Annotated in this window: 24 protein-coding genes and 1 tRNA gene; 11 read left to right on the top strand and 14 right to left on the bottom strand. The window is 65.2% G+C overall.

All coding sequences use genetic code 11. From position 1 onward, the window contains the following. The first annotated feature begins 36 nt into the window (after nucleotides 1-36). Entirely contained in the window at nucleotides 37-1005 is a 969-nt protein-coding gene (locus tag M0208_RS12075; protein ID WP_258891934.1) for a magnesium and cobalt transport protein CorA, read from the top strand. Here the strand turns inward: M0208_RS12075 and M0208_RS12070 are convergent. Genes M0208_RS12070 through argH form a run of 4 tightly spaced genes read right to left on the bottom strand, consistent with a single transcriptional unit; the run spans nucleotide 983 to nucleotide 4745 of the window. Next, nucleotides 983-1876, bottom strand: coding sequence for a bifunctional precorrin-2 dehydrogenase/sirohydrochlorin ferrochelatase (locus tag M0208_RS12070; RefSeq protein WP_258891933.1), 894 nt, complete (start codon nucleotides 1874-1876; stop codon nucleotides 983-985). The genes M0208_RS12075 and M0208_RS12070 overlap by 23 nt on opposite strands. A 4-nt stretch (nucleotides 1877-1880) precedes the next feature. Then, entirely contained in the window at nucleotides 1881-3137 is a 1257-nt protein-coding gene (gene lysA, locus M0208_RS12065) for a diaminopimelate decarboxylase (protein ID WP_258891932.1), read from the bottom strand. Nucleotides 3138-3147: 10 nt separating this feature from the next. Beyond that, nucleotides 3148-3381 carry a hypothetical protein gene (locus tag M0208_RS12060; RefSeq protein WP_258891931.1) on the bottom strand — a complete coding sequence of 78 codons (234 nt, stop codon included), beginning with the start codon at nucleotides 3379-3381 and terminating at the stop codon, nucleotides 3148-3150. Further along, the gene (argH, locus tag M0208_RS12055) at nucleotides 3378-4745 is read right to left on the bottom strand and encodes an argininosuccinate lyase (protein ID WP_258893238.1); all 1368 of its coding nucleotides are present in this window, start codon (nucleotides 4743-4745) and stop codon (nucleotides 3378-3380) included. Before argH ends, M0208_RS12060 begins: the two co-directional genes overlap by 4 nt. 16 nt (nucleotides 4746-4761) lie before the next feature. Here argH and M0208_RS12050 point away from each other — a divergent pair, with 16 nt between their 5' ends. After that, nucleotides 4762-5358, top strand: a complete 597-nt coding sequence (locus M0208_RS12050; protein WP_258891930.1) for a thioredoxin family protein — start codon at nucleotides 4762-4764, stop codon at nucleotides 5356-5358. A gap of 349 nt (nucleotides 5359-5707) precedes the next feature. Here the strand turns inward: M0208_RS12050 and M0208_RS12045 are convergent, their stop codons facing one another. Further along, nucleotides 5708-5941 (bottom strand): hypothetical protein, encoded by a 234-nt coding sequence (locus tag M0208_RS12045; RefSeq protein WP_258891929.1) that lies wholly within the window; start codon nucleotides 5939-5941, stop codon nucleotides 5708-5710. Between the two features lie 158 nt (nucleotides 5942-6099). Beyond that, nucleotides 6100-6173: transfer RNA gene (locus M0208_RS12040), tRNA-Gln, on the bottom strand. A 156-nt stretch (nucleotides 6174-6329) separates the two neighbouring features. Here M0208_RS12040 and M0208_RS12035 point away from each other — a divergent pair. The 3 genes from M0208_RS12035 (at nucleotide 6330) to M0208_RS12025 (ending at nucleotide 9123) form a co-directional block, all read left to right on the top strand. Continuing rightward, nucleotides 6330-7424 carry a Ppx/GppA phosphatase family protein gene (locus M0208_RS12035; protein ID WP_258891928.1) on the top strand — a complete coding sequence of 365 codons (1095 nt, stop codon included), beginning with the start codon at nucleotides 6330-6332 and terminating at the stop codon, nucleotides 7422-7424. After that, nucleotides 7421-8092, top strand: coding sequence for an RlmE family RNA methyltransferase (locus M0208_RS12030; protein ID WP_258891927.1), 672 nt, complete (start codon nucleotides 7421-7423; stop codon nucleotides 8090-8092). The genes M0208_RS12035 and M0208_RS12030 overlap by 4 nt, the downstream gene beginning before the upstream one ends. 230 nt (nucleotides 8093-8322) lie before the next feature. Beyond that, entirely contained in the window at nucleotides 8323-9123 is an 801-nt protein-coding gene (locus M0208_RS12025; RefSeq protein ID WP_258891926.1) for a hypothetical protein, read from the top strand. A 534-nt stretch (nucleotides 9124-9657) separates the two neighbouring features. On the opposite strand, the gene rpoZ is transcribed toward M0208_RS12025, so the two are convergent. Beyond that, entirely contained in the window at nucleotides 9658-10002 is a 345-nt protein-coding gene (rpoZ, locus tag M0208_RS12020; RefSeq protein ID WP_258891925.1) for a DNA-directed RNA polymerase subunit omega, read from the bottom strand. A gap of 120 nt (nucleotides 10003-10122) precedes the next feature. On the opposite strand from rpoZ, the gene M0208_RS12015 reads away from it, so the two are divergent. After that, on the top strand, nucleotides 10123-11295 hold the full coding sequence (locus tag M0208_RS12015; protein ID WP_258891924.1) for a phosphatidylserine/phosphatidylglycerophosphate/cardiolipin synthase family protein: 1173 nt from the start codon (nucleotides 10123-10125) through the stop codon (nucleotides 11293-11295). Between the two features lie 223 nt (nucleotides 11296-11518). Here M0208_RS12015 and M0208_RS12010 read toward each other — a convergent pair whose 3' ends face one another. After that, nucleotides 11519-12139 (bottom strand): class I SAM-dependent methyltransferase, encoded by a 621-nt coding sequence (locus M0208_RS12010; RefSeq protein ID WP_258891923.1) that lies wholly within the window; start codon nucleotides 12137-12139, stop codon nucleotides 11519-11521. A gap of 163 nt (nucleotides 12140-12302) precedes the next feature. Here M0208_RS12010 and M0208_RS12005 point away from each other — a divergent pair, with 163 nt between their 5' ends. Beyond that, nucleotides 12303-13685, top strand: a complete 1383-nt coding sequence (locus M0208_RS12005; RefSeq protein WP_258891922.1) for an MFS transporter — start codon at nucleotides 12303-12305, stop codon at nucleotides 13683-13685. On the opposite strand, the gene M0208_RS12000 is transcribed toward M0208_RS12005, so the two are convergent. Beyond that, complete coding sequence (locus M0208_RS12000; RefSeq protein WP_258891921.1) at nucleotides 13654-15960, bottom strand: CDC48 family AAA ATPase; 2307 nt, start codon at nucleotides 15958-15960, stop codon at nucleotides 13654-13656. The two genes, M0208_RS12005 and M0208_RS12000, sit on opposite strands and share 32 nt — an antisense overlap. Before the next feature lie 191 nt (nucleotides 15961-16151). Here M0208_RS12000 and M0208_RS11995 point away from each other — a divergent pair, with 191 nt between their 5' ends. After that, complete coding sequence (locus tag M0208_RS11995; protein ID WP_258891920.1) at nucleotides 16152-17201, top strand: DUF563 domain-containing protein; 1050 nt, start codon at nucleotides 16152-16154, stop codon at nucleotides 17199-17201. Nucleotides 17202-17734: 533 nt separating this feature from the next. Further along, nucleotides 17735-18625, top strand: a complete 891-nt coding sequence (locus M0208_RS11990; protein WP_258891919.1) for a LysR substrate-binding domain-containing protein — start codon at nucleotides 17735-17737, stop codon at nucleotides 18623-18625. A 181-nt stretch (nucleotides 18626-18806) separates the two neighbouring features. Here the strand turns inward: M0208_RS11990 and M0208_RS11985 are convergent, their stop codons facing one another. Next, nucleotides 18807-19262: a peptidylprolyl isomerase gene (locus M0208_RS11985; protein WP_258891918.1), complete on the bottom strand. Its 456-nt coding sequence runs from the start codon at nucleotides 19260-19262 to the stop codon at nucleotides 18807-18809. 109 nt (nucleotides 19263-19371) lie between these two features. Here M0208_RS11985 and mgtE point away from each other — a divergent pair, with 109 nt between their 5' ends. After that, nucleotides 19372-20778, top strand: a complete 1407-nt coding sequence (gene mgtE / locus M0208_RS11980; protein WP_258891917.1) for a magnesium transporter — start codon at nucleotides 19372-19374, stop codon at nucleotides 20776-20778. Nucleotides 20779-20809: 31 nt separating this feature from the next. Then, nucleotides 20810-21214, top strand: a complete 405-nt coding sequence (locus M0208_RS11975) for a DUF1489 family protein (RefSeq protein WP_258891916.1) — start codon at nucleotides 20810-20812, stop codon at nucleotides 21212-21214. Here the strand turns inward: M0208_RS11975 and M0208_RS11970 are convergent. The 4 genes from M0208_RS11970 to fdxA form a co-directional block, all read right to left on the bottom strand. Then, nucleotides 21207-21938, bottom strand: a complete 732-nt coding sequence (locus M0208_RS11970; RefSeq protein WP_258891915.1) for a DUF2807 domain-containing protein — start codon at nucleotides 21936-21938, stop codon at nucleotides 21207-21209. The two genes, M0208_RS11975 and M0208_RS11970, sit on opposite strands and share 8 nt — an antisense overlap. Nucleotides 21939-21948: 10 nt before the next feature. Continuing rightward, nucleotides 21949-22683 (bottom strand): head GIN domain-containing protein, encoded by a 735-nt coding sequence (locus M0208_RS11965; RefSeq protein ID WP_258891914.1) that lies wholly within the window; start codon nucleotides 22681-22683, stop codon nucleotides 21949-21951. A gap of 110 nt (nucleotides 22684-22793) precedes the next feature. Then, the gene (locus tag M0208_RS11960; protein WP_258891913.1) at nucleotides 22794-23327 is read right to left on the bottom strand and encodes a CarD family transcriptional regulator; all 534 of its coding nucleotides are present in this window, start codon (nucleotides 23325-23327) and stop codon (nucleotides 22794-22796) included. Between the two features lie 215 nt (nucleotides 23328-23542). Beyond that, the gene (gene fdxA, locus M0208_RS11955) at nucleotides 23543-23884 is read right to left on the bottom strand and encodes a ferredoxin FdxA (RefSeq protein ID WP_258891912.1); all 342 of its coding nucleotides are present in this window, start codon (nucleotides 23882-23884) and stop codon (nucleotides 23543-23545) included. Nucleotides 23885-23919 lie beyond the last annotated feature (35 nt).

Genomic DNA, 23919 nt, shown 5'->3' with positions numbered 1-23919 from the left:
AGATCGGGCCAATCGACCACCCCCGCCCGAGGCCCCATGACCGTCGTAGCCGCCTATCTCTACCGCAACGGCGAACGCGTTCGCGAGGTGTCGATCGACGAAAAGGTCGATTGCCCGGCCGACAAATCGGAGTTCGTGTGGATCGGCATCTGCGATCCGACGCCCGAGGAGATGCAGACGCTGAAGGAGCAATATGGCCTGCATCCGCTCGCGATCGAGGATGCCGTCAACGCCAACCAATTGCCCAAGATCGACGTCTACGGCGACCAGTTGTTCGTCGTCGCGCGCACTGCGACGCTCGACGGCGACAGAATCGACTATGGCGAGACCGCGATCTTCGTCGGCCACAGCCATATCATCAGCGTGCGCCACGGCTCGGTCCGGTCGCACAAGGCGCTGCGCGACCAGCTTGAGGCTGCGCCGACGTTGCTCGTGCACGGCGTGGATTACGTGCTCCACGCGATCCTCGATTACATCGTCGACGGCTATCTGCCGATCGTCGACGCGATCGAGGATAACGTGTTGGCGATGGAGCAGCAGACGCTTGATGCGTTTCTGTCGCGCGACGACGTGACGCGCATCTTCACATTGCGTCGCCAACTCACCAAGTTCCAGCGCGTGCTGGGGCCGATGGCCGAGGTTGCGGGCAAGCTCGTCCGGCTCGACCTGCCCTGCGTCGATCCCGAAACGCGGCCGTATTTCAGCGACGTGCTGGATCACGTCCGCCGCGTGCAGACGATGGTCGACGGGCTGCTGCAGGTGCTGACGTCGGTGTTCGAATTCAGCAACCTGCTGGAACAGCAACGCACCGGCGCGATCACCCGTCAGCTTGCGGCGTGGGCGGCGATCCTCGCGGTCCCCACCGCGATTGCGGGCATCTACGGCATGAATTTCGAACACATGCCCGAACTACGGACGCGCTACGGATACTTCGTCGTGCTGGCGGTCATCGCGACCGTCTGCACCGCACTCTACGTCCGCTTCAAACGCGCGCGCTGGTTGTAGCCGCACTCATCTCCACATCCACGGTCAGGCCCGGCGATGGGTCGATCGGCGGCGCATCTGTCTCAAATCGATCGGCATCCGCCCGCGCCCGATCTAGGATCGCGCGCGGCACGTCGGCGCGGTGCGTCACCCGGTCCGCATTGGCCAGCGCCCGCGCCTGCCGCAGCGTCAGCTCGTCGGGGTCGGCGGAGTGAAGACTGATACGGACGACCTCCGACCCGCGAGCATCGCCCGCGGCCGCGATCCAGTCCTCCACCCTCTCTTGAGCTCCACCCCGGCGACGGCCGGGGCCCAGTTGCAAGGAGCCAGATTGGGGAGCGACACCCTCAGTTACCGACTTCGCCGAAATCGGGGCCCGGCTTTCGTCGGCGCGGGCCTCCGCCAACAAATCCAACGCTCCCCCCGCCCGCATCGCATCGGCCAAAGCCCGCCGCCGCGCCGCCGCATCGGGCCATTGCCCCTTGATCGCCCTGCGACTCGCAAATAGCGCCTCCGCCAACGCCCCCAGCCCCACCGGCAGCATCGCCTCCAGCCGCTGCCTGAGCGCCGCCGCCAGCCCCGCCGACACGCCCCCCGTCCCGATGGCCACCAGCACCGGATCGCGATCGACGATCGCCGGCAGCGTAAAGTCGCACAGATCGGGCCGATCCACCGCATTGACCAGCACGCCCCGCCCGCGCAGCCGCGCCACCGCCTCCTCCGGCGCATCCAGCGCCACGATCGCCAGCGCGGCCTGCGCGTCCTCTCCGACGATCACCGCCCCCGCGCGCTCCAGCAACCGCCGCTTCGCCTCCGCCGCACTCCCTTCGCCCAGCAGGATCACCGGCCGTCCCTCCAGCCGCACGAACAGGGGCAGGCTGTGGAGTGTCACAACGTCACAACCAGTCCGGCACCCGCTCGGCCGCCAGGATCGTCTCCGCCGGTATCCGGTCCGCCACCACCGCGAAACGGTCGCCATCGACCAGCACCTCGGGCACCAGCGCGCGCGAATTGTACGTTGACGCCATCGTCGCGCCATAGGCGCCCGCGGTGCGGAAGATGCCCAGGTCGCCGCGCTTCACCACGTCGATCTCGCGGTCCATCGCGAACGTGTCGCCCGTTTCGCACACCGGCCCGGCGATGTTGGCCAGCATCCGCTCGCCCGTCGGCAGCACCGCTCGGAAATCATGCCACGCATCGTACATCGCGGGCCGTGCCAGATCGTTCATCGCCGCATCGACGATCACGTACGGATTGGTGACCCCCGGCTTCACCCAGATCACCGCCGTCAGCAAAACGCCCGCATTGCCCGCGATCACGCGGCCGGGTTCGAACATCAATTCGACGTCCCAGCCCTTCGTCGTGCGCGCCACCATCGCGCCGAAATCGGCCGGTGAGGGAATGACGTCGCTGTCGCGGTACGGCACACCCAGCCCGCCGCCCAGATCGACGCGGCGGATGACATGCCCCGCCGCGCGCAGTTCCGCCACCAGTTCGCCGACCCTTTTGTACGCGGCCTCCAGCGGAGACAGGTCGGCCAGCTGACTCCCGATGTGGATCGCCACGCCCTTCAGGTCCAGACCGTCCAGTTTCGACAGCCGCGCGAACATCGCGGGCGCCTCGTGGATCGGCACACCGAACTTGTTGTCGCGCTTGCCGGTCGAAATTTTCGCGTGGGTTCCCGCGTCGACGTCCGGGTTGACCCGCAACACTGCAGGCGCGCGTAAACCCCGCGCCGCCGCCAGGGCGGCCAGCACGACGCCCTCTTCCTCCAGCTCCAGATTGAACTGCCCGATCCTCGCCTCCAGCGCGGCGACGAGCTCGGCATCGGTCTTGCCCACGCCGGAAAACACCACGTCCGCCGCCGCCATCCCCACCGCCAGCGCGCGCGACAGCTCGCCGCCCGACACCACGTCCGCGCCGTAACCCTCCCGCGCCAGCACGTTCAGCACGCCAATGTTGGGATTGGCCTTGATCGCATAGGCCAGATGCACCGGCCCGGCATCCGCCAGCCCTTCGCGAAACACCCGCGCGTGGCGCTGCAGCGTGGCGGTCGAATAGACATAGACCGGCGTGCCGACGTCGGCGGCGATCCGGGCCAGTGGCACGCGCTCGCAATGCAGCGCGCCGTCGATCAGCGTGAAATGATCCATCAGGGCGCCGTCAGTTGGGGGGCAGGTCGAATTCGTCGGTGCGACGCAGCTCGGACTGGCGGAGCAATTCGTCGTTGCGCTGCGGCCGCGCCTGCGACGACGGCGTCAACAGATCGGCCGGCGTCGGCGGCGCGGTCGCGCCGTACGGGGCGACGGGCAACGCGTCGCCCTCGGCCGGCTTCAATCCCGCAGCCGCGCCGCATCCTCCCAGCAGCAACACCGCGCCCAACAAAACCCGCTTCATGCCAATTCCTCCCGCGCCGCCGCGATCGCGGCGCGCACATTGCCGGGCGCGGTGCCGCCGAAACTCGTCCGGCTGGCAACCGACGCATCGACCGACAGCACGTCGTACACCCGCGCGTCGATCCGCGCATCCACCGCGGTCAATTCCTCCAGCGGCAATTGGTCCAGCGTCACGCCCAGCGTCTCTGCCCGCGCCACGACCCGCCCCGTGATATGATGCGCCTCGCGGAACGGCACGCCACCGACGCGCACCAGCCAGTCGGCCAGATCGGTTGCGGTCGAGTAACCGCTCTCCGCCAAGGCGCGCATCCGATCGGTGCGGAACGTCGCGCTCTCGACCATCCCGGTCATCGCCGCGATCGACAGCGCCAGCAGATCGTGCGCCTCGAACACCGGCGGCTTGTCGTCCTGCATATCCTTCGAATACGCCAGCGGCAGGCCCTTCATCGTCATCATCAGGCTGACCAGGCATCCCGTGATCCGCCCGCTATGCCCGCGCACCAGTTCGGCCGCGTCCGGGTTGCGTTTCTGCGGCATGATCGAGCTGCCGGTCGACCATTGATCGGACAGGCTGACAAACCCGAACGGCTGCGACGCCCATAACACGAACTCTTCCGCCAGCCGGGACAGATGCAAGGAACACTGCGCCGCCGCCGACAGATAATCTAACGCGAAGTCGCGGTCGCTCACCGCGTCCAGCGAATTGCGCGTCGGCCCGTCGAACCCCAGCGCCTTCGCGGTCGCCTCGCGGTCGATCGGGAAACCCGTCCCCGCCAGCGCCGCCGACCCAAGCGGACACAGGTTCATCCGCCGCCGCGCATCGGCGAACCGGCTGCGGTCGCGCGCGATCATCTCGAAATACGCCATCAAATGATGACCGAGCACGACCGGCTGCGCCGACTGTAAATGCGTGAAGCCCGGCAGCACACTTCCGGCATGCTCGGAGGCAACATCCAGCAACGTCCGCTGGAACTCGGTCAGCCCCGCATCGATCGCGTCGATCGCATCACGCACCCACAGCCGAAAGTCCGTCGCGACCTGATCGTTGCGGCTGCGCGCGGTATGCAGCCGCCCGGCCACCGCCCCGATCCGCTCGCTCAGCCGCGCCTCGGTCAGCATATGGATGTCCTCCAGCGTCAGCTCGTCCGGAACACCGTCCTGCGCGTATCCTTCGCCAACATCGGCCAACCCAGCCGCGATCGCCGCCGCATCCTCCGCCGACACGATGCCCTGCGCGCCCAGCATCGCGACGTGCGCCTGCGATCCCGCCACGTCCTGCCGCCACATCCGCTTGTCGAACGGAATCGACGCGTTTATCTCGCGCATCACGGCTGCCGGGCCCTCGGCGAACCGCCCGCCCCACATCTGGTTGGAACCGCTCATGCTGTCACGCTCGGCTATCGTCTGTCTCCTGGCCGCGCTGGCGACCGCTGCGTGCGATAGGCAAACCCCCGCGCCCACACAAGCGAACGCGACCACCCCCGACGAGGTCACGTCGGACGAAGTCGCGCCAGACGACTCTCCCATTGTTCCGGAATCAGGGGAGGCGGACCGCAGCCACAAGGGCGAGCCCGCCCCGGCGCTCGCCTTCAAATCCCCCGACGGCAAAACCACGACGCTCGCCGCCTTCAAGGGCAAACCCGTCCTGCTGAACCTGTGGGCGACCTGGTGCGCGCCCTGCGTCCGCGAAATGCCCAGCCTCACCGCCGCCGCCGCCGCATTGGACGGCAAGGTGCAGGTGCTCGCCGTCAGTCAGGACATGGACGTCGCCAAGGTCGCGCCGTTCTTCGCCGAAAAGAAACTCGCCCGCCTGACGCCTTATACCGACCCAGAACTGAGCCTCAGCCTCCACTTTAAGGCGAACCTGCCGACCACGATCCTGTACGACGCCCAAGGCCGCGAGGTGTGGCGCGTACTCGGCGCGCTCGACTGGACCGGGGAAAAGGCGCACGCGCTGATCGCGGAAGCCCAACGCTGACGACGCCGGCGGCGGCCCGATCCTGCAAGCGGCTTGACTCGTCGCGGGCTTTCGCTTTGATTGCGGGGCGGATTGCTCGTCAACGCGAACAATCGGAGTGAATGTGGAACGACCCCAGGGCCTTCCCGCAGTGTGGCAAGACGATGCCAGCAACGACGCCGCGCGATCGGTTGGATCGCCAGCGCAGACGGCGGGCGCGTCGCGCGATCACCAGCTGGACATGGAAATCGTGCTTCTGCTTGAGGAGCTCTGCAAATCGGCGTTGGATAATGACGCCCAGGGCGTGGCCGCGTGCAGCGACATACTCGCCGAAACAATGCGCCGCGGTATCTCTCGCGCGAACTAGGCTCTAACGCCGTCGTTTCCGCACCGGCTTCGCGGCGTCCTGCCGCGGCTCTTCCCCGGTGCTCAAGTCCGACAGCCGCAATCGTCGTCCGAACGGCATGATGTCCACGATCTGTCGCGCCAGATATCGCAAACGGATCAGGCCGCCTTTGTTGCCGACGCGCGCATAATCGATCGCCCGCCGCGCGATGGCGAAAAGCAGGCCCTCCCCGTCTTTCTGAAATCCGGGATCAGTCATGATGCCACGGCGCGACCATGCCTCAGCCTATCCCAACCTCACCCCGCGTCAATGGAACGTGGTGGTACACCGCAACACACCTGTCGATATCGAAGTTCGACCCGATTCGACTCTCGGATAGGGGCGGGATGTAAGTCTGCTACCTGATACCGGAACGCTGGATGCCCCGTGAGGATTCGAACCTCAATTAACGGAGTCAGAGTCCGTAGTCTTACCTTTAGACGACGGGGCAACAGCGGGCCGGGGCATTACGGGGGCGCGCCGCGAAGGTCAAGCGCCCGACGCCTCCGCCATCCTTGCCGTTCGCGCGATGTACCGCTAGCCTGTGGGCCAAGCACCGGACGGGCACGACCGCTCGTGACGGCAGAACAGACAAAGAGAGACGGCAATGGGGGAGCTTCCCACCGATTTGCCGTACCGGCAGGGGCCATCCCCCGCCCGTCCGGCCCCTACGGCCTCCGGCCGTCCCGATAGAGGCGTGGCCCCCGGCCGCCCAGATGCTGGCATTGCCCCTGGCCGACCTAGAGCCGGATTTGCACGCCACTATGCCGCGCTCGACCTCGGCACGAACAATTGCCGCCTGCTGATCGCACGGCCGCAGGGAGACGGCTTTGCGGTGGTCGACGCCTTTTCGCGCATCGTGCGGCTGGGCGAGGGACTCGCCGCGACCGGAAAGCTGTCCGACGCCGCGATCGAGCGCACCATCGCGGCGCTGCGCGTCTGTTCCGACAAGCTCCGCCGCCGCAACGTCGCGCTCGCGCGATCGGTCGCGACCGAGGCCTGCCGCCGCGCGTCGAACGGCGCCGATTTCATCGCCCGCGCCTATGACGAGACCGGCATCTACCTCGACGTGATCACCGCCGAACAGGAGGCGCGGCTGGCCGTGCTCGGCTGCCACGCGCTGCTCGAACCCGGCGAAGGCCCGGCTTTGGTGTTCGACATCGGCGGCGGATCGACCGAACTTGTGCTGATCGACACCTCCACCACCGTGCCGAGCGTCGTCGACTGGCACAGCGCGCCGTGGGGCGTCGTGTCGCTGACCGAGAGCGTCGCGCACGGCGAGGGCGCGGACGGCCGCGCCACCTCCTACGCCCGGATGCGCGCCCTGGTGGCGGAAAGCTTCGCCCCGTTCGCAGCACGTCTGCCAAAGGACGGTGGCTCGCGGCGGATGCTCGGCACCAGCGGCACCGTCACCACGCTCGCCAGCGTTCATCTCGGGCTGGACCGCTACGATCGTAGCGCGGTCGACGGCCTGATTGCCCCCGCCGACGCGATGCGCGCGATCAGCTCCGGCCTCGCGCACATGTCGTTCGACGAACGCGCCGCGCTGCCGTGCATCGGCCGCGAACGCGCCGACCTGGTCGTCGCAGGCTGCGCGATCCTGGAGGCGATCCTCGACATCTGGCCCGCCGACCGGCTCGGCATCGCCGACCGCGGCATCCGCGAAGGCATTCTCCGCCGCCTGATGGCTTCGCGAGCGTGAGCCGCGACGGCGGCGGCCTGCGCACCCGCGTCAAGTCCGCCCGTGGCCGCACCGCGCAATCGACCCGCTGGCTCGAACGCCAGTTGAACGACCCATATGTCCGCAAAGCCCGCGCGGAGGGCTATCGCAGCCGCGCGGCGTACAAACTGATCGAACTCGACGAACGCTTCGCGTTCCTGAAGGGCGCGAAACGCATCGTCGATCTGGGGCTGGCACCGGGCGGCTGGAGCCAGGTCATCAAACGCCGCCTGCCGACCAGCAGCGTCGTCGGGATCGACCTGCTGCCAGTCGACCCGATCGACGGCGTCACGATCCTGCAGATGGACTTCATGGACGATGTGGCGCCGGACCGCCTGATCGAAGCACTGGGCGGCGCGCCTGATCTTGTGGTGTCGGACATGGCGGCGAACACCGTCGGCCACCCGCAGACCGACGCCCTGCGCACGATGGCGCTGGTCGAGGCGGCGAGCGCCTTCGCGATCGACGTGCTGCGGCCGGGCGGCGCGTTCGTCGCGAAGGTGTTCGCGGGCGGCGCGGATTCGACGTTGGTGGCGGAGTTGAAGCGGAATTTTACGACGGTGAAGCACGCTAAGCCGCCTGCCAGTCGCAAGGGGAGCGTGGAGTGGTTTGTGGTGGCGCAAAACTTTAAGGGTCGGTCAGAAGATTAGCGCAGCTAATCCGCGGTGTCGGCGCAGCCGACAGACCGACCCGGCGGCCGGCGTCGCGTAGCGACGTACGATGACGCGGCTTTGCCGCGGCGGGGTGAAGCTACTTTGTAACGAATTTTCAAGAGTTTCGCTTGCTTGAACGGCATGATAATGCCGTACTCCTAACGGACAGTATTTAAAGCAATTTCCTGGAGGCGTCGCGCCCATACTCGGGATGCAGGGGTATTTGAATGAGCGAATGGATTATCAGTTTTCGTGGTCTAGACGCGGACCTTGGGCACATTGAAGCTTTAGCCGGTATTGAGAGTGCCGCCGGTATCGCGCGCGCGCTGACCTTGATTGGCCATTATGCTGCTACCGGCTCCGTCCGGCACCGGTTCCCGTTTGACGATACTGTGAAGTTTTATCTTGAGGGCACAGAGGAGGGCAGCTTCAATTGGAAGTTGGTAGCTACTGTAGGTGGCCCCTTGGCTCTTGGACTGGCCACCAACGCCCTTTATGACCTGTCGAAATTAACGATGAACAAGGCGATCGGAGAAGAGCCGACGTCGATAAGTAAGCCGGTAGAACAACTTAACGAAACGAAGAGCGGCGACATTGATGCGCTTGTCGAGGCGATTGAACCAGCCCTAAAAAAGGCTCACTACGGCATTGGCGAAACTGCTGCCGAGATCATAATCCAAGAAACTGCAACAAAAAGGGTCGTCGTCCGATTTAACAGCGTGTCGAAGAGCTATCTTATGGATAGCATCGAAGCTGACGACGGCATTCAGGACGTTTCCATTTCGGCGCTAAATGTGAATGATAAGACCGGGCGAGCCTATTTCCTTGACCTTAATCGGACTATACCGTTCCGTGTCTCAAAGGACGCTGATCCTAAAACGATGAGCGTTTTATCGGCAGGCATTGATCGCTACGCCAATCGGATACCGGCCCCGATCCGCATCACGTTCTCCCGCGTTGAGGCCATCGACGGTCGATTGAAGCGGATCGTGATCTTAAAGGCTGAGGATGTGTCAGACGAATTGTAGGCGTGGCGACCGGTGATGCGTGGCAACACGCATTTTCCTACACGGCGACGATCTGGTAACGAAGGTCGGTTGCCCAGCGCTCTTTCCCATTGTCGATCCGATCACGCACAAGCGCGCCAGTCGGGGCTCTAAGCATAGGCGACGAAAATAGTGCCAGCGTCTCAACATTCTCAACATTCGCGGGCACCGTCACCCGCGGCGCGCTTGCGGATGAACGATTTTCTCCAATCGCTGAATTGTGGGGCTACCCCAGGAAAGAGCGAGGTGCGGTCCTTGGGGCATCGTCGGTCAGCCACGTACGAACCACGCGTTTCGTGTGAACGTGTGTGAACTTCATCCGACATCGCAACGCGTCGTTAGTGTGACTTTAGTGTGACCTTTGCCCGCAAGCCGACGAAAAAAGGGCCGCAGCGTCACCGCCACGGCCCTCCCGTATCTCGTAACCCGCCGCGGCAAAGCCGCGTCGTCGGTCGCGCTATGCGCGCCGGCCGGGGTTTCGGCCGAGACGCGGATTAGCTTCGCTAATCCGCTTCCTCAACCCTCGTAATCAGCCCCCAGATTCTGATTCCTTGGCGGTGCAGCAGCGGTCAACCGCAAAGCCTCGGCCGAAGCCGCCAGCGAGCCCACGGCATCCGCCTCTTCCTCGTCGTCCACCTGCACGCGCTGCAGACTCTGGACGACCGATTCCTTCAGATCCTTCGGCTTGACGGTCTGCTCGGCGATTTCGCGCAGCGCGACGACCGGGTTCTTGTCGCGATCGCGATCGATCGTCAGTTCGGCCCCGCCCGACACCTGCCGCGCACGCTGCGCGGCGAACAGCACCAGATCGAACCGGTTGGGGATCTTGTCGACGCAATCCTCGACGGTGACGCGCGCCATGGACGCTTTCCTTCGCAAAATACCGCTAAATGAAGCGCGAGCCTCTAGGGCGCGCCCTGCCCCGAGTCAAGGAAACCGCAGCCCTTGCCGCGCGCCCGTGCGGGGCGCAAACCGATACCGATGACCGCACCCGCCGCCCACGCAACCAGCCACGAATATACCCACGTCGTCCAAGGCAACCGCCTGACCCTGTTGCCCGATGGCCCCGAGCGGCTCGATGCGCTGATCGCGCTGATCGACGGCGCGCGGCAGTCGCTGCGCATCCTCTATTACATCTACGCCCCCGACGCATCGGGCCGGCGCGTCAACGCCGCGCTGATCGCCGCGGCCGGGCGCGGGGTGAAGGTCGCGCTGATCGTCGACGGCTTCGGCAGCGACGAGGCGGAGGATTCGTTCTTCGCGCCCTTGGAGGCCGCGGGGGTCTCAGTCTGCCGCTTCCTGCCGCGCTTCGGGCGACGCTACCTGCTGCGCAACCACCAGAAGCTCGCGCTTGCCGACGCGGAAAGCGAATGTCCGCGCATCATCGTCGGCGGCTTCAATGTCGAGAACGACTATTTCGGATCGAGCGCGGACGATTGGCGCGACCTGGGGTTGCTGCTCGAAGGCCCCGATGCGCAGCGCATGGGCGGTTATTTCGACGCGCTTCACGCCTGGATACAGACCCCCAAGGGCCGCCTGCGCGACCTGAACCGTACGCTCGCCCAATGGAGCGAGACAAAGGGCGTGCTGCGCTGGCTGATCGGCGGCCCGACCAATCGCCTCTCGCCGTGGGCAAAGACGGTCCGCGACGACATGCGCCGCGCGACCCGCATCGACATCATCGCGGGCTATTTCACGCCCAGCCCGACGATGCTCCGCCGCCTCGATCGCGCGGGCAAGCGCGGTGAGACGGTCCGCGTGCTGACCGCCGCGAAATCGGACAACAATGCGACCATCGCCGCCGCGCGTTTCACTTACGCCGGGTTGCTGCGCAAGGACGTGCAGGTGTTCGAATATACCGCGTCGAAGCTGCACACGAAGCTCTACGTCGTCGACGATGCGGTCCATATCGGCAGCGCGAATTTCGACATGCGCAGTCTGTTCATCAACTTGGAGTTGATGCTGCGGATCGAGGATGCCGCGTTCGCGGATCATGTGCGGGGGTATTTCGACGGGGAACTGTCGCGGTCGGAGGCGATCACGCCGGAGGTTTACAAGGAGCGGACGACCTTGTGGCGGCGGGTTAAGCAGTTCGGGTCGTACTTGGCGGTGGGCGTGCTCGATCCACTGCTGTCGCGAGGGTTGAACGGGTAGCGGCCCGTTCCTTCGCCTGCTTCGTCCGCCGCTCGCCCTATTCCGTCACCCATCCCCATCCCGTCACCTAAGCGAAGGCTGGGGTCTCATGCGAAGGCACGATCCCGCCGCCACAAGCGCGCCGCCGGCAAAGCCGTCGGCCGGGTTCGGCTATTCGCCGACCCGCCGGCCGGACGAAGCGTTGCGCTTCGCGCACCGGCGCCGTCCGCTTCGCGCGACGCGCCTACGCTTCGTCTTTCCACCCCCAATACAGCTGCGCCGGGGGCACGTTCCACCACTCCATACCGTGGTCGATCCGCTCGAAGTGTGGTGCGATGAAGTCGCGGACCTTTGGGCTGAACTGATAGACCAGGAACGCGCCGCCGGTGCGCAGCACCGCGTGCGTCCCCGCCGCGATCGCCGGGCCGACGCCTGCGGGCAGCGTCGAGAACGGCAGGCCCGACAGCACGTAATCCGCCGCCGCATGCCCGTGATCGCTCACGATCTGTTCGACGTCCGCCGCCGACCCGTGCACCGCGACGAAGCGCGAATCGGTGATGATATGGTCCAGGTAACGGATGAAATCGGGGTTTGTGTCGATCGCGATCAGCGTCGCATCGGGCGCCATCCGCTCCAGGATCGGGCGGCAGAAGGTGCCGACGCCGGGACCGTATTCGACGAACAGCTTGCACTGCGCCCAGTCGACGGGTGCGAGCATCTTGTCGATCAGCCGGTCGGATGACGGAATGATCGATCCCACCATCACCGGATGCTTCAGGAACCCCTGAAAGAACATCTGCCAGGGGCCGGGCACGCCGGGGGCACGGGTACGCGCGCTACGGACGGCGCTGGTCGAGCTTGGCATCGGGATCCTGACACTCCGGGAAATTTCGGCGAGGGAAACCCCCGTTGCACACCTGCCGAACGCCGGACAAGTGCGAACGGTTGCTTTAGCGGGGTTGCGCGCCCGTCCCAAGCGCCTAATCGATCCTCATGCGCGACGACCGGTTCGACTTCGAGACACGCCGATGAAGCGGGTTAGAAGCGTCGATCGCACCTTCGCATTGATGTTCCTGGTCATGCTGACGATCGCCGCGGGCAACACCGCGCTGCAATCGGTCCTGCCCGCGCTCGGCCGGTCGCTGGGCGTCGCCGACAGCGCGGTCGCCGCCGCCTTTTCGGTTTCGGCGCTGCTGTGGGTGCTCGCCGCGCCGTTCTGGGCGAAGCGCTCCGACCAGCACGGGCGGCGCGCGATGATCCTGCTCGGCATGGGCGGTTTCTGCGTCAGCCTGGCGCTGTGCGGGGTGTTTCTGGCCGCCGGGATCAACGGCTGGATCGGCGGCACCGCGGCGTTCGTGCTCTTCATCCTTGGGCGGCTGATCTACGGCACGTTCGGCGCCGCCGCCCCGCCCGCGGTGCAGGCGCTGGTCGCGGGCAGCACGACGCGCGAGGAGCGGACTAAGGCGCTGACGTTGCTGGCCAGCGCCTTCGGCCTCGGCACGATCCTAGGCCCCGCGATCGCGCCCTATCTCATCCTCGGCAGCATCGGCGGCGTCGAACTCGGCCTCGCCGGTCCCGCGTTCGTGTTCGCCTTGTTCGGGATCGGCGTATTCATCACCGTCCGCCGCACGCTCACCGATGACCGCCACGCCGCCGAGGATCTGAACGCCGAGGTTCATGGCGCAGCGAACGCCTATCCCTCGATCGGCGGGCAATCGTCTGGCGCCAGCATCCGCGCCGCGACCGAGCCGCGCGGCCCAGACGTGCGCTACGGCGACCGGCGTATCCGGACGTGGATGATCGCCGGGCTGGTGATGGGCCATGCGCAGGCGATGACGGGGCAGGCGATCGGCTTCCTGGTGATGGACCGGCTGAACCTGCCGCCCAGCGCCGCGCTGGAGCCGACCGGCATCGTCCTGATGATGGGCGCGGGCGCGGCGCTGCTCGCGCAATGGGGGATCATTCCGAACCTGAACCTGAGCCCGCGGCGGCTGGTGTTGGTCGGGCTCGTGCTGGCCGCGGTCGGCACCGCACTGACCGGCCTCGCCTCGTCGCTCTACGGCATCGCCACGGCCTATGCGCTGGCCAGCCTTGGCTTCGGCTTCACCCGGCCGGGCTTCACCGCTGGTTCCTCACTCGCGGTCGGCCCCGAATCACAAGGATCGGTCGCGGGAAAGGTCACCAGCGTCAACGGCGCCAGCTTCGTGCTCGGCCCGTCGATCGGCGTCGGCTTGTACGAAGTGCAGCATTCTCTGCCGTATCTGGCCGCGGGCGTGGGATGCATCGCGCTGTTCGCTTATTGCTGGCGCGCGCTGAGCGAACAAGACGTCGACGCGAACGGGGATTGGCGGACACCGACCAGCCCCCCGCACCGCGCGACTAGTCCGTCCCCTTCTCCCCGCGTGGGGTAAGTTGCCCCGGCATTACGAACCCCAATGGCTGGATCGCATTGGCATCCTGTTTCAGCTTCGCCGCCATCTGCTGATACTCGCGCTCCACCTCCGGCGTGACGCTCGCGCGCGATTCCCCCAGCGCGGTCGTGAAATGCGCCATCGTCACCTGCGTCGATCCGAGCGATTCGCGCAGCGCCACCAGCCCCGCGCGCCGCACCACGTCCTCCAGGTCCGCTCCCGTGAACCGTTCGGTCCGCGCCGCCACCGCATCCAGGTCGACATCGTCCGCCAGCGGCATCTTCTGCGTCTGGATCGCCAGAATCCGCCGCCGCCCCTCGGCCGACGGCAATCCGACATAAATCAACTCATCGAACCGCCCCGGGCGCAGCAGCGCCGGATCGACCAGATTGGGGCGATTGGTGGCCCCGATCACGACGACCGACTGCAATTCCTCCAGCCCATCCATCTCGGCCAGAATCGTATTCACCACACGCTCGGTTACCTGCGGTTCACCCAGCCCACCGCCGCGCGCAGGCACCAGGGAATCGAGTTCGTCGATGAAGATCACGCAAGGGCTCACCTGACGCGCGCGCGCGAACAGCCGCGCGATCTGTTGCTCACTCTCGCCATACCATTTGCTCAGCAGGTCGGAGGATTTGGTGGCGATGAAGTTCGCCTGCGCCTCGCGCGCGACCGCCTTCGCCAGCAACGTCTTGCCCGTGCCCGGCGGGCCGTAGAGCAGGAACCCCTTGGCCGGACGGATACCCAAGCGCCGGAACGCGTCCGGGTCTTTCAGCGGCAGTTCGACGCCTTCCTTCAGCCGCATCTGCGCATCGTCCAGCCCGCCGACATCGGACCATTTGGTCGTCGGGGCCTGCACCATCACCTCGCGCATCGCGCTCGGCTGGACGCGCTTCAACGCATCGACGAAATCCTCGCGCGTCACCGCCAGCGTATCGAGCACTTCGGGCGGGATCGTCCGCTCCTCCAGGTTCAGCCGCGGCATGATCCGCCGCACCGCCTCGATCGCCGCCTCGCGCGTCAGCGCCGCCAGGTCCGCGCCGACGAAGCCGAACGTCGTCCGCGCCAGTTCGTCCAGGTCGACCCGGTCGCCCAGCGGCATCCCGCGCGTGTGAATGCCCAGAATCTCGCGCCGCCCCCGTTCGTCGGGCACGCCGACGACGATCTCGCGGTCGAACCGGCCCGGTCGCCGCAGCGCCTCGTCGATCGCCTCGGGCCGGTTGGTCGCGGCGATCACCACCAGATTGGCGCGCGCCTCCAGCCCGTCCATCAGCGTCAATAGCTGCGCGACGAGCCGCTTCTCCGCTTCGCCCGATACCTGCCCCCGCTTGGGCGCGATCGAATCGATCTCGTCGATGAACACGATCGACGGCGAGTTTTTCGACGCCTCCTCGAATACCTGCCGCAACCGGCCCTCGGATTCGCCATACGCCGATCCCATGATCTCGGGGCCATTGATCAGAAAGAATTGCGCGTCGCTCTCATTCGCCACCGCACGCGCCAGCCGCGTCTTGCCGGTGCCGGGCGGCCCATGAAGCAGCACGCCCTTGGGCGGATCGACGCCCAGCCGCTGGAACAGCTCCGGATAACGCAGCGGCAATTCGACCATCTCACGCAGCTGGTCGATCGTCGCCGACATGCCGCCGATATCGTCATAGGTGACGTCGGCGCGCCGCGCATCACTCGGCTCCTCATATTCGGGGCGCAACTCGACCTCGGTATTCTCGTCGATATGCACCACGCCCTTCGGCGTCGCCGACACGACGACCAGGCGAATTTCCTGCAAGGCATAAGCGGGCGCGTTGACGAATTGCTGCGCGCCCGGCGGCATGTTCGCGACGCGCTGATGCCCGGCCGTAGCGACCGTATCACCCGCGCACAGCGGTCGGTTGAAGAACGTGCGCTTCAGCGCGTTGGCCGATCCTTGCAACCGCAAATTCTGCTGGGCGGGCGCGAAGACGACGCGCGTCGCGGGCTTCGATTCGACCTTGCGCACCTCGACGTAATCGCCCGATCCGACCCCGGCGTTCGCACGCTGCAGCCCATCGACGCGAATGATCTCCAGCCCCTCGTCCTCGGCATAGGGGCCGACGGCGCGCGCGGGCGTGGTCTTCTTGCCGACGATCTCGACCGTATCGCCGTCGGTGATCCCGATCGACGCCATGAACGACCGCGGCAGATGCGCAATCCCCCGCCCCGCGTCCTCCGGCCGGGCGTTCGCCACCTGCAGCTTGCGCACCGTCACCTCCGTCTGCGCCTCGTCATCCGCCATTGCTTTGCGCCTTGCATGATCTTGCTGGGTGATGCGCTAGATAGGATAGCGGTTGCCGATTGCGAGGCGTCGTTGCCCTGCTTGCGCCGCGATCTGGCTTGCGTAAGTAAGCGCGATCATGGCGCGGATGGTTTCCGTTGGCGCTTGGCAGACACCTGCTGCGAATATCCGGTCGGGTCGAAGGAAATTTCATGCCGCTCATGCGATGCGAAGAGATAGTCGGCGAATATAATATAAGCGAGGCACCCGCAGCGGTTCACCGCTTGCAAGACGCACTTTTCGTGCCGATGGGCCATGCGCACAAGCCGGGTATTTACACTGCCGAAGGCCCCCTCTCGCGACCCGCAGCATATATGCGCGGGATGCCGAATATCCATTTGCCAATGGAAGCGGATCATCGGACGATCGATCTTTCCACGGTGCCTTGGGCGCCGGACGATCACCAATATGTCTTTCTGGGGCACCTGACGGGCCATTTCGGGCATTTTCTGTTTTCAATCGCATCCCGTTTGTGGGCGCTGCCGCGGCCATTACCGCCGAACACAAAGCTCTTATTGCTGAACGGGCACCATATCGCCGAAATCTTTGATCTTGATTTTGCAGGGTCAATACTCTCCTCGCTTGGCCTGAAAGTCAGCGATTTTGTAACGTTTCGGGATGCGTATCGCTTTCGTGAATTGCTGGTGCCGGATCCGGCGATTGAAGAATGCCTTTCCGGGCGGCCGGAATTTGCGACGATGTGCCATGGGATCGGCGCGCATCTGCTGCGGTCCGCCCCGATCCAGCGTCGCGACGAGATCATTTATCTCAGCAAGCAGCGCCTGGTTTCCGGCATCCATAAAGTTTCGAACGAAGACCAGTTCTGCGCTGCGCTGGAAGGGCATGGCATACGAATCATATCGCCTGAGACGCTGACGTTCGCCGAGCAGGTCAGGCTTTGGGCGGAACATGACATCGTCACCGGGATGTGCGGTTCGGCGCTTCACACCAGCATTTTTGTTCCAGAGCGGAGATATTTAGGAATGAATATCCGGTCTTGGATCAATTCGTGTCAGACAATCCTCGATCTATTGAATAACAATATTCAGCGTACGTTTTATCCGGCGGAGGGATATAGAGAACCGTCGAATACGTCTAATTTTACGCATTTGCTTGAATTTCATGATCCCAAACGAACTGCCGATGAATTTATTCAACAAATCTGTGAGGCAAGAAGTACCTCTGAGTTCCGGTATGTTTGAACACTATTCGCTTTGCAATACAGTTTCTACGTCGCGTATAGTTTCAGAATTTATTGAATCGTTTGTAAAGTTTGTGATTGATTTATTCAATAGCGGGGCTGAGAGGGCGCTATCATGAGCGATCTGATTTGGTTGTCGCAAGGGGGAGATGCGCCGGATCGACCCGTATTTTCTTTTGCCGCGGGTGGATGACCGGCGCATCGCGAGCGGTATCGTGTTGGTGATCCGGGCCGATTGAGTTGGCGGGATGCGCCATTTTGCCGCCATAAGGACGACGGCGACGACCAGACTGGTGGGAATTCGTTTCCGGCCAAGAAAAAAAGGCCAGCCCCGAAGGGCCGGCCTATGAAAGTTTTTAGGAGAGGATGCCTGAAAGGCCTGCTCTATGTGCTCCGGCATACAATCTTGTGCAAGTGCGAAATGATTTCCGTAGATTGCATAAATTGCAATCGTTGCAGGGCTAGCTTGCCTTTGCGCGTGCGATGATTGCATGATGCAGCGCACAAGATACCGTTTACAGTCCGGAGAGCGAGATGCGCAGGCTGCCGCCGTTGACCGCGATCGAGGCGTTCGTGGCGGTGGCGCGGCTCGGCTCGGTCAAGGCCGCCGCGCAGGAACTGGCGCTATCCCCGCCCGCGCTCAGCCGCCGCGTCCAGACGCTCGAACGCTTCCTTGGCCGCCCGTTGTTCGATCGCCGGCATCAGGCGATGGTCGCCAACGCCGACGGTGAACGCCTGCTCGCCCAGATCGCGCCGGTGCTCGACCAACTCTCCGACGCGGTCGAAACGATGACCAGCCCGGCGGAGGTCGTGCGGCTGCGGCTCGGCGTGCTGCCCCTGTTCGCATCGCAGCGGCTGTTTCCGCGCCTCGGCGACCTGCGCCAGCGCTATCCCGAACTGCATCTCGACATCGACACCGCGGGGCACGGCGTGTCGCGGCTCGGCGACGGACTGGACGCGGTGATCGCGCTCGCGCGGGAGGTCGATCCGGCGCTCTATGCGCGACGACTGGATCGCAACAAGGTGTATGTCATCGGCGCGCGATCGCTGATCGAGCGCAACGACCCGCTCGTTCGCCCCGAACAGCTTGGCGAGCAGACCGTGCTCCTCCATCGCGACATGCCCGACACCTTCACCGCTTGGCGCAACGCTGCGAACGTGGGCGATATCGAACCGCTGGCGATCGACCATTTCGATTCGGGCGCGTTGATGCTGGAGGCCGCGGCGCAGGGCTTGGGCGTCGCCTTCATGATGGAAAGCCACTTCGCCGACGCCAACGATCCGCGGCTGGTGCGGCTGTTCGATATCGATGTCGAAAGCCCGTACAGTTACTGGTTCGTCTGCCGCCCCCGCGCGCTACAGATGAAACCGGTGCGCGTCTTCCGCGACTGGCTGCTGGAAACGCTGGGCAGCGAGGGAGCTTAGTTGTTTGACGCCCTCACGGGCGCAAGTCGGTGCCAGCCCGTACCTTTTGTTTGACGCCCTCGCGGGCGTAAGACGGCACCGGCCCGCTCCCCCACCCCGCCTCCCACAACAGTATATTGAATGGGAGGCGGGGTGGGGGAGCGGGCCGGTGCCGTCTCATCGGCGTGAGCCGATCAAAGACTCAAGCCACCGTGGCCTTCACAATCTTCCCCGGTTCGCGCGGCGGCTCGCCCTTGGGCAGCGCGTCGATCAGGTCCATGCCGTCGGTCACTTCGCCCCACACGGTATATTGTCCGTCCAGGAACCGCGCGTCGTCGAAGCAGATGAAGAATTGCGAGTTCGCCGAATTCGGATCGTTGGTCCGCGCCATCGAACACACGCCGCGGACGTGCGGCTCCTTCGAGAATTCCTGCTTCAGGTTCGGCTTGTCCGACCCGTGCATCCCGGTGCCGGTGGGATCGCCGCCCTGCGCCATGAAACCGGGGATCACGCGGTGGAACACGACGCCGTCGTAGAAGCCCGCGCTCGCCAGCTCGCCGATCCGCGCGACGTGCGCCGGGGCGAGATCGTTGCGCAGCTTGATCGTCACGTCGCCGCTGTCCAGCGTCAGCGTCAGCGTCTCATAGGTTTCGGCCATTGATGATTCCTTCCTTGGTTGCGGGCGCAGGTAGGGAGGCAAACTCGCGCTGGCAACGGATGATCCACCACGGTAAGCGGCGGGCGAGCGACACCACGGAAGGGCGGCCGTGACCGAAACCGAACTTTCCAACGGCGAAACCGCGACGGTCGAGGCGCAGCTGGACGAGGACGACCGGCTGAAACCGGAGTTCGTCGCCGCGGTGCTGTCCGCGGTCGAAAACGGCGACGATGCTGCGGCGCACGCGCTCGTCGAACCGCTCCATCCCGCCGATATCGCCGATCTTTTCGAGCTGACGCCCGAGGACCGCCGACGGGGGCTTGCGCAGGCGGTCGCCGACCTGCTCGACGCCGACGTGTTCGCCGAAATGAACGATTACGTCCGCGAGGATCTGATCGATGCGCTCGACGCGCGGCAGGTCGCGGATCTGGCGTCCGAACTTGACACCGACGATGCGGTCGCAATCATCGAGGATCTCGACGCCGAGGATCAGCGCGAGGTGCTGCGCGCGATGGAGCCCGACGATCGCGCCGCGATCGAAGAGGCGCTGTCCTATCCAGAGGAATCCGCCGGCCGCCTGATGCAGCGCGAGCTGATCGCGGTGCCCGAACATTGGTCGGTCGGCGACGCGCTGGATTACCTGCGCGGGCATGAGGAACTGACCACCGATTTCTGGGAAATCTTCGTCGTCGATCCGGCGCACAAACCGATCGGTACATGCGCCCTGTCATGGATGCTCCGCACCCCGCGCGGCATCGCCATCGGCGACGTCATGCAGCGCGAACAGACGCTGATCCCCGTTGACATGGACCAGGAGGAGGTCGCGCTGCGCTTCCAGAAATACGCGCTGATCTCCGCCGCGGTGGTCGATGGCAGCGGGCGGCTGGTCGGCATGATCACGGTCGACGACATCGTCCACATCATCCAGGAAGAGGCAGGCGAGGACGCGCTGTTGCTGTCGGGCGCGGGCGAAGGCGACATCAACGAACCAATCGTCGACAGCTACAAGGCGCGCGTCCGCTGGCTGATCGCGAACCTGTTCACCGCGTTGCTGGCGTCGTTCATCATTTCGCGCTTCGAGGATACGATCGCGCGGATGGTCGCGCTCGCGACCCTGATGCCGATCGTCGCCGGAGTCGGCGGCAATGCAGGGACGCAGACGCTGGCGGTCACGGTCCGCGCGCTCGCCACCAATCAGTTGACACAATCGAACACCGCGCGCGCGATCCTGCGCGAGTTCCGCGTGGCGCTGCTGAATGGCCTGACGATCGCGGTGATCATCGGCATCGGTGTGGGGACGATCTTCGGCAATCCCGCGCTGGGTGGCGTCATTGCGGCGGCGATGATGGCGAACATCGTCATCGCCGGGCTGGCGGGCGTGTTCGTGCCGCTGATGCTCGAGCGCTTCGGGGCTGATCCCGCGGTCGCATCTTCGGTGTTCGTCACGATGACGACCGATTCGATGGGCTTCCTCGCGTTCCTCGGCCTCGCCACTGCCTTTGGCCTCGCGGGTTGATCTCACGCCGCTGCGCCCCAGATTCGATAATGTGCCGCTCCATCTGACCAAAGTCGCGTTCGGCGCGGCCAGCCTCGACATCCTCGCCGAACGGCTGCGCCTGCGCGGCGAGGACGGCCCGGTGTTCCTGACGACGCGTTATTTGCCCAAGCGCCACACCGACATCGCTGGTGAGGGCTCGCTGTTCTGGATCATCAAGCACCAACTCGTCGCGCGGTCCCCGATTCTGTCGTTCGGTGAAGCCGAGAGCGGCCGCATCGCGATCAACATCGATCCCGCACTGCGGCTGGTCCGCGCACAGCCCAAACGCGCGCATCAGGGCTGGCGCTATCTGGAGGGCGCAGACGCCCCGCCCGATTTGGGTGGCGATGCAACGGGCATGGCGGAAATGCCGCCCGCGCTAATGGGGAAGCTGGCCGAACTGGCGCTTATCTAGCGCCCCCACACACCACTGGCCCGTCCGCCACCGCTTTCACGGTGCATTTCGCGCCACCCGTCACCGTCACCTTGCCCAGCCCGGTCGAGTTGACTTGCGCGGTATAGCGCGCCGACGCCTTCGTCTCGCCCGCCCCTTCCATCCGCACGATCAGGTCGTTGACGGTCAGCGCGGAGGCGTCGATCGCGCCCGCCCCGTTGGTCAACAGCCGCGCCCGGCTCGCGCGCCCGCCAATATTGATCTGCCCGGTGCCGACCAGCGTCGCGTTGAGCTGATCGGTATCGGCGTTCTCCACGGACAGCAGGCCCGCGCCGGTCACCGACACGTCGATCCGCTGCGACACCATCTTCGCGATCGACACGCGCGCACCCGCGGAGACGGTCGCGGACACGAGCCGCGGGGTGGACAGCGTGATGACCGGCGGCGCGCCCGCGGCCTTGCCCGGCGTCTCACCCCATCCGCCATTGCCCATGCGGACGACCAATGTCGTCCCGTTCACATCGATGTCGACGCGTTCCAGCAGTTCCTTGCCCCCGCGCGCGCGCGCGCCGGGCGAACCGGTCGTCACGCGCACCTCAAACGGCCCGTCGACGCGCAGCCGTTCGAAGCTGCCGACCGAGAAGGTGCGATCCGCCGCGAAGGCGGGGGTCGCGAACAGGAAGAGCGCTAGCGCGCCAACGATACGGATCATGCGCGCGAACGTCGCACCGAAGCGTGTTCTCACGCAAGCGCGATCACCCGCCGCAGGTCACCGATCCAGATCCCATCTTCGACACCGAACATTTCGCGCGCGGTCCGAGATCGACGTCGCCAGACCCGACGATCGACACCTTCGCCGCGCCGTCGACCGCGGCGCGCACCCCGCCCGACCCCGCGATCGAGACGCTGGCAGACTGCGCCGTAAGCTTGGCTCCGTCGACGTCGCCCGATCCGGCAATGTCGACACCCAGCTTGCCAGCGCTGCCGGATACCGAAATGTCGCCCGACCCGGCGATCGACAGATCGGCGTTGGTCACCTCGATCGCGCCCAGCGCGAGCGATCCCGATCCCGCGATACTGCCGCTGAACGCCCCGCCTTCGACCCGGTCGACCGACAGGTCACCTGAACCGGCGAGGCTGGCGGCCGTCATCCGCGGCATCGTGATATAGACCTTTACGCCCTTGCCCGATCCCCAGCTGATTCCGTTCTGGCGGATACGCCCGACGCGTAACGTGTCGCCAACGCGCTCGATCTTCAGCTTGCCGAGCGTCGCCTCGTCGCCCTCGGCCCGGACCGAGAAGCCCGATCCGACGCGGACGTCGACATCGTCAGGACCGCGCAGTTCGACGCCGGTGAAATCCGCCACCTGATAGCTGCGCGTGTTTCCACTGCCGCTGCCCGGCACGCCAGGCGAATTGCTATCGCCGTCACCACCGGAATTGCCGCACGCGGCGAGCGGGATGAGAGCCGCGAGAATCATCGTGCGCATCGCTGAACCTCCAAACGTGTGTTGGAGTGCTAATACACTGTTGCGCGACGTGCAACGAAAAACGGGCGGCCCTCTCGGACCGCCCGTTTCATTTCAACACAGGGCCGCGTTTACGCGGGCACCTTGTCCTTGTTGTAGATCGCTGCCGCGGCGCGGAGGATCTCGAGGATCTTCTCCTGCGCGGTCGGCTCGTCGACCTGCTCCATCGCGGCGAGTTCGCGCGCCAGACGGCTCGTCGCGCCCTCGAAGATCTGCCGCTCGGAATAGCTCTGCTCGGGCTGGTCGTCGGCGCGGAACAGGTCGCGGACCACTTCGGCGATCGACACTAGGTCGCCCGAATTGATCTTCGCTTCATATTCCTGCGCGCGGCGCGACCACATCGTGCGCTTGACCTTAGGCTTGCCCTTCAGCGTCTCCATCGCTTCGCGCATCGTCTTGTCCGACGACAGCTTGCGCATTCCGACGCTTTCGGCCTTGTTGGTCGGTACGCGGAGCGTCATGCGCTCCTTTTCGAAGCGCAGGACATACAGCTCCAGCTGCATCCCGGCGATTTCCTGTTTCTGCAACTCGACGACGCGGCCGACCCCATGCTTGGGATAAACCACATAATCACCGACATCGAAGTGCAGAGCCTTGGCAACCATGAATGGGCCTTTCGCTTGACCATATCCGGTCACAACGGATGCGCGGCTGGACCGCGGCAGCTCCGTAGGCGGACATGGTGGGGGTTTTAGAACGTCTCCAGCAGGCGTTGCGACCAACGTACGCCCGTCACCGACGTACATAGCACGCCTGTAACATTATTGCCAGAAGCTTTCCGTCAGCACTCCTGCCGCTGTCCGAAAACCCCGCCCGGATTTCAGTCCCCCGTGCCGGGTTCGGCCGAGAAATACTTGTCGTATTTGCCCTCTTCGCCCTTGTGCTCGTCGGCGTCGGCGGGGGTCTGATCGTTCTTGCGCGTGACGTTGGGCCATTGCGCGCTGAAGCTGTTGTTGATCTCCAGCCACTGCTCCAGCCCGCTTTCGGTATCGGGCAGGATCGCCTCGGCCGGGCATTCGGGCTCGCACACGCCGCAATCGATGCATTCGCTGGGATTGATGACGAGCATATTCTCGCCCTCATAGAAACAGTCGACCGGGCATACCTCGACGCAGTCCATGTACTTGCACTTGATGCAGGCGTCGGTGACGACGTAGGTCATTGGTCAGGTTCCCGTGCGGTCGAACTAACGCCTGC

The sequence above is a fragment of the Sphingomonas sp. SUN019 genome, assembly GCF_024758705.1.
Lineage (GTDB): Bacteria > Pseudomonadota > Alphaproteobacteria > Sphingomonadales > Sphingomonadaceae > Sphingomonas.
Note: the sequence above shows the minus strand (reverse complement) of the source record. Positions and strands in the feature narration are given on the sequence as shown.

What these genes read in the sequence shown, in the direction of transcription:
- M0208_RS12075 (WP_258891934.1), top strand. Translation starts at nt 37, where the DNA reads ATGACCGTCGTAGCCGCCTATCTCTACCGCAACGGCGAACGCGTTCGC.
- lysA (WP_258891932.1), bottom strand. Translation starts at nt 3,137, where the DNA reads ATGGATCATTTCACGCTGATCGACGGCGCGCTGCATTGCGAGCGCGTG.
- M0208_RS12060 (WP_258891931.1), bottom strand. Translation starts at nt 3,381, where the DNA reads ATGAAGCGGGTTTTGTTGGGCGCGGTGTTGCTGCTGGGAGGATGCGGC.
- argH (WP_258893238.1), bottom strand. Translation starts at nt 4,745, where the DNA reads ATGTGGGGCGGGCGGTTCGCCGAGGGCCCGGCAGCCGTGATGCGCGAG.
- M0208_RS12050 (WP_258891930.1), top strand. Translation starts at nt 4,762, where the DNA reads ATGCTGTCACGCTCGGCTATCGTCTGTCTCCTGGCCGCGCTGGCGACC.
- M0208_RS12045 (WP_258891929.1), bottom strand. Translation starts at nt 5,941, where the DNA reads ATGACTGATCCCGGATTTCAGAAAGACGGGGAGGGCCTGCTTTTCGCC.
- M0208_RS12035 (WP_258891928.1), top strand. Translation starts at nt 6,330, where the DNA reads ATGGGGGAGCTTCCCACCGATTTGCCGTACCGGCAGGGGCCATCCCCC.
- M0208_RS12025 (WP_258891926.1), top strand. Translation starts at nt 8,323, where the DNA reads ATGAGCGAATGGATTATCAGTTTTCGTGGTCTAGACGCGGACCTTGGG.
- rpoZ (WP_258891925.1), bottom strand. Translation starts at nt 10,002, where the DNA reads ATGGCGCGCGTCACCGTCGAGGATTGCGTCGACAAGATCCCCAACCGG.
- M0208_RS12015 (WP_258891924.1), top strand. Translation starts at nt 10,123, where the DNA reads ATGACCGCACCCGCCGCCCACGCAACCAGCCACGAATATACCCACGTC.
- M0208_RS12010 (WP_258891923.1), bottom strand. Translation starts at nt 12,139, where the DNA reads ATGCCAAGCTCGACCAGCGCCGTCCGTAGCGCGCGTACCCGTGCCCCC.
- M0208_RS12005 (WP_258891922.1), top strand. Translation starts at nt 12,303, where the DNA reads ATGAAGCGGGTTAGAAGCGTCGATCGCACCTTCGCATTGATGTTCCTG.
- M0208_RS12000 (WP_258891921.1), bottom strand. Translation starts at nt 15,960, where the DNA reads ATGGCGGATGACGAGGCGCAGACGGAGGTGACGGTGCGCAAGCTGCAG.
- M0208_RS11995 (WP_258891920.1), top strand. Translation starts at nt 16,152, where the DNA reads ATGCCGCTCATGCGATGCGAAGAGATAGTCGGCGAATATAATATAAGC.
- M0208_RS11990 (WP_258891919.1), top strand. Translation starts at nt 17,735, where the DNA reads ATGCGCAGGCTGCCGCCGTTGACCGCGATCGAGGCGTTCGTGGCGGTG.
- M0208_RS11985 (WP_258891918.1), bottom strand. Translation starts at nt 19,262, where the DNA reads ATGGCCGAAACCTATGAGACGCTGACGCTGACGCTGGACAGCGGCGAC.
- M0208_RS11965 (WP_258891914.1), bottom strand. Translation starts at nt 22,683, where the DNA reads ATGCGCACGATGATTCTCGCGGCTCTCATCCCGCTCGCCGCGTGCGGC.
- M0208_RS11960 (WP_258891913.1), bottom strand. Translation starts at nt 23,327, where the DNA reads ATGGTTGCCAAGGCTCTGCACTTCGATGTCGGTGATTATGTGGTTTAT.
- fdxA (WP_258891912.1), bottom strand. Translation starts at nt 23,884, where the DNA reads ATGACCTACGTCGTCACCGACGCCTGCATCAAGTGCAAGTACATGGAC.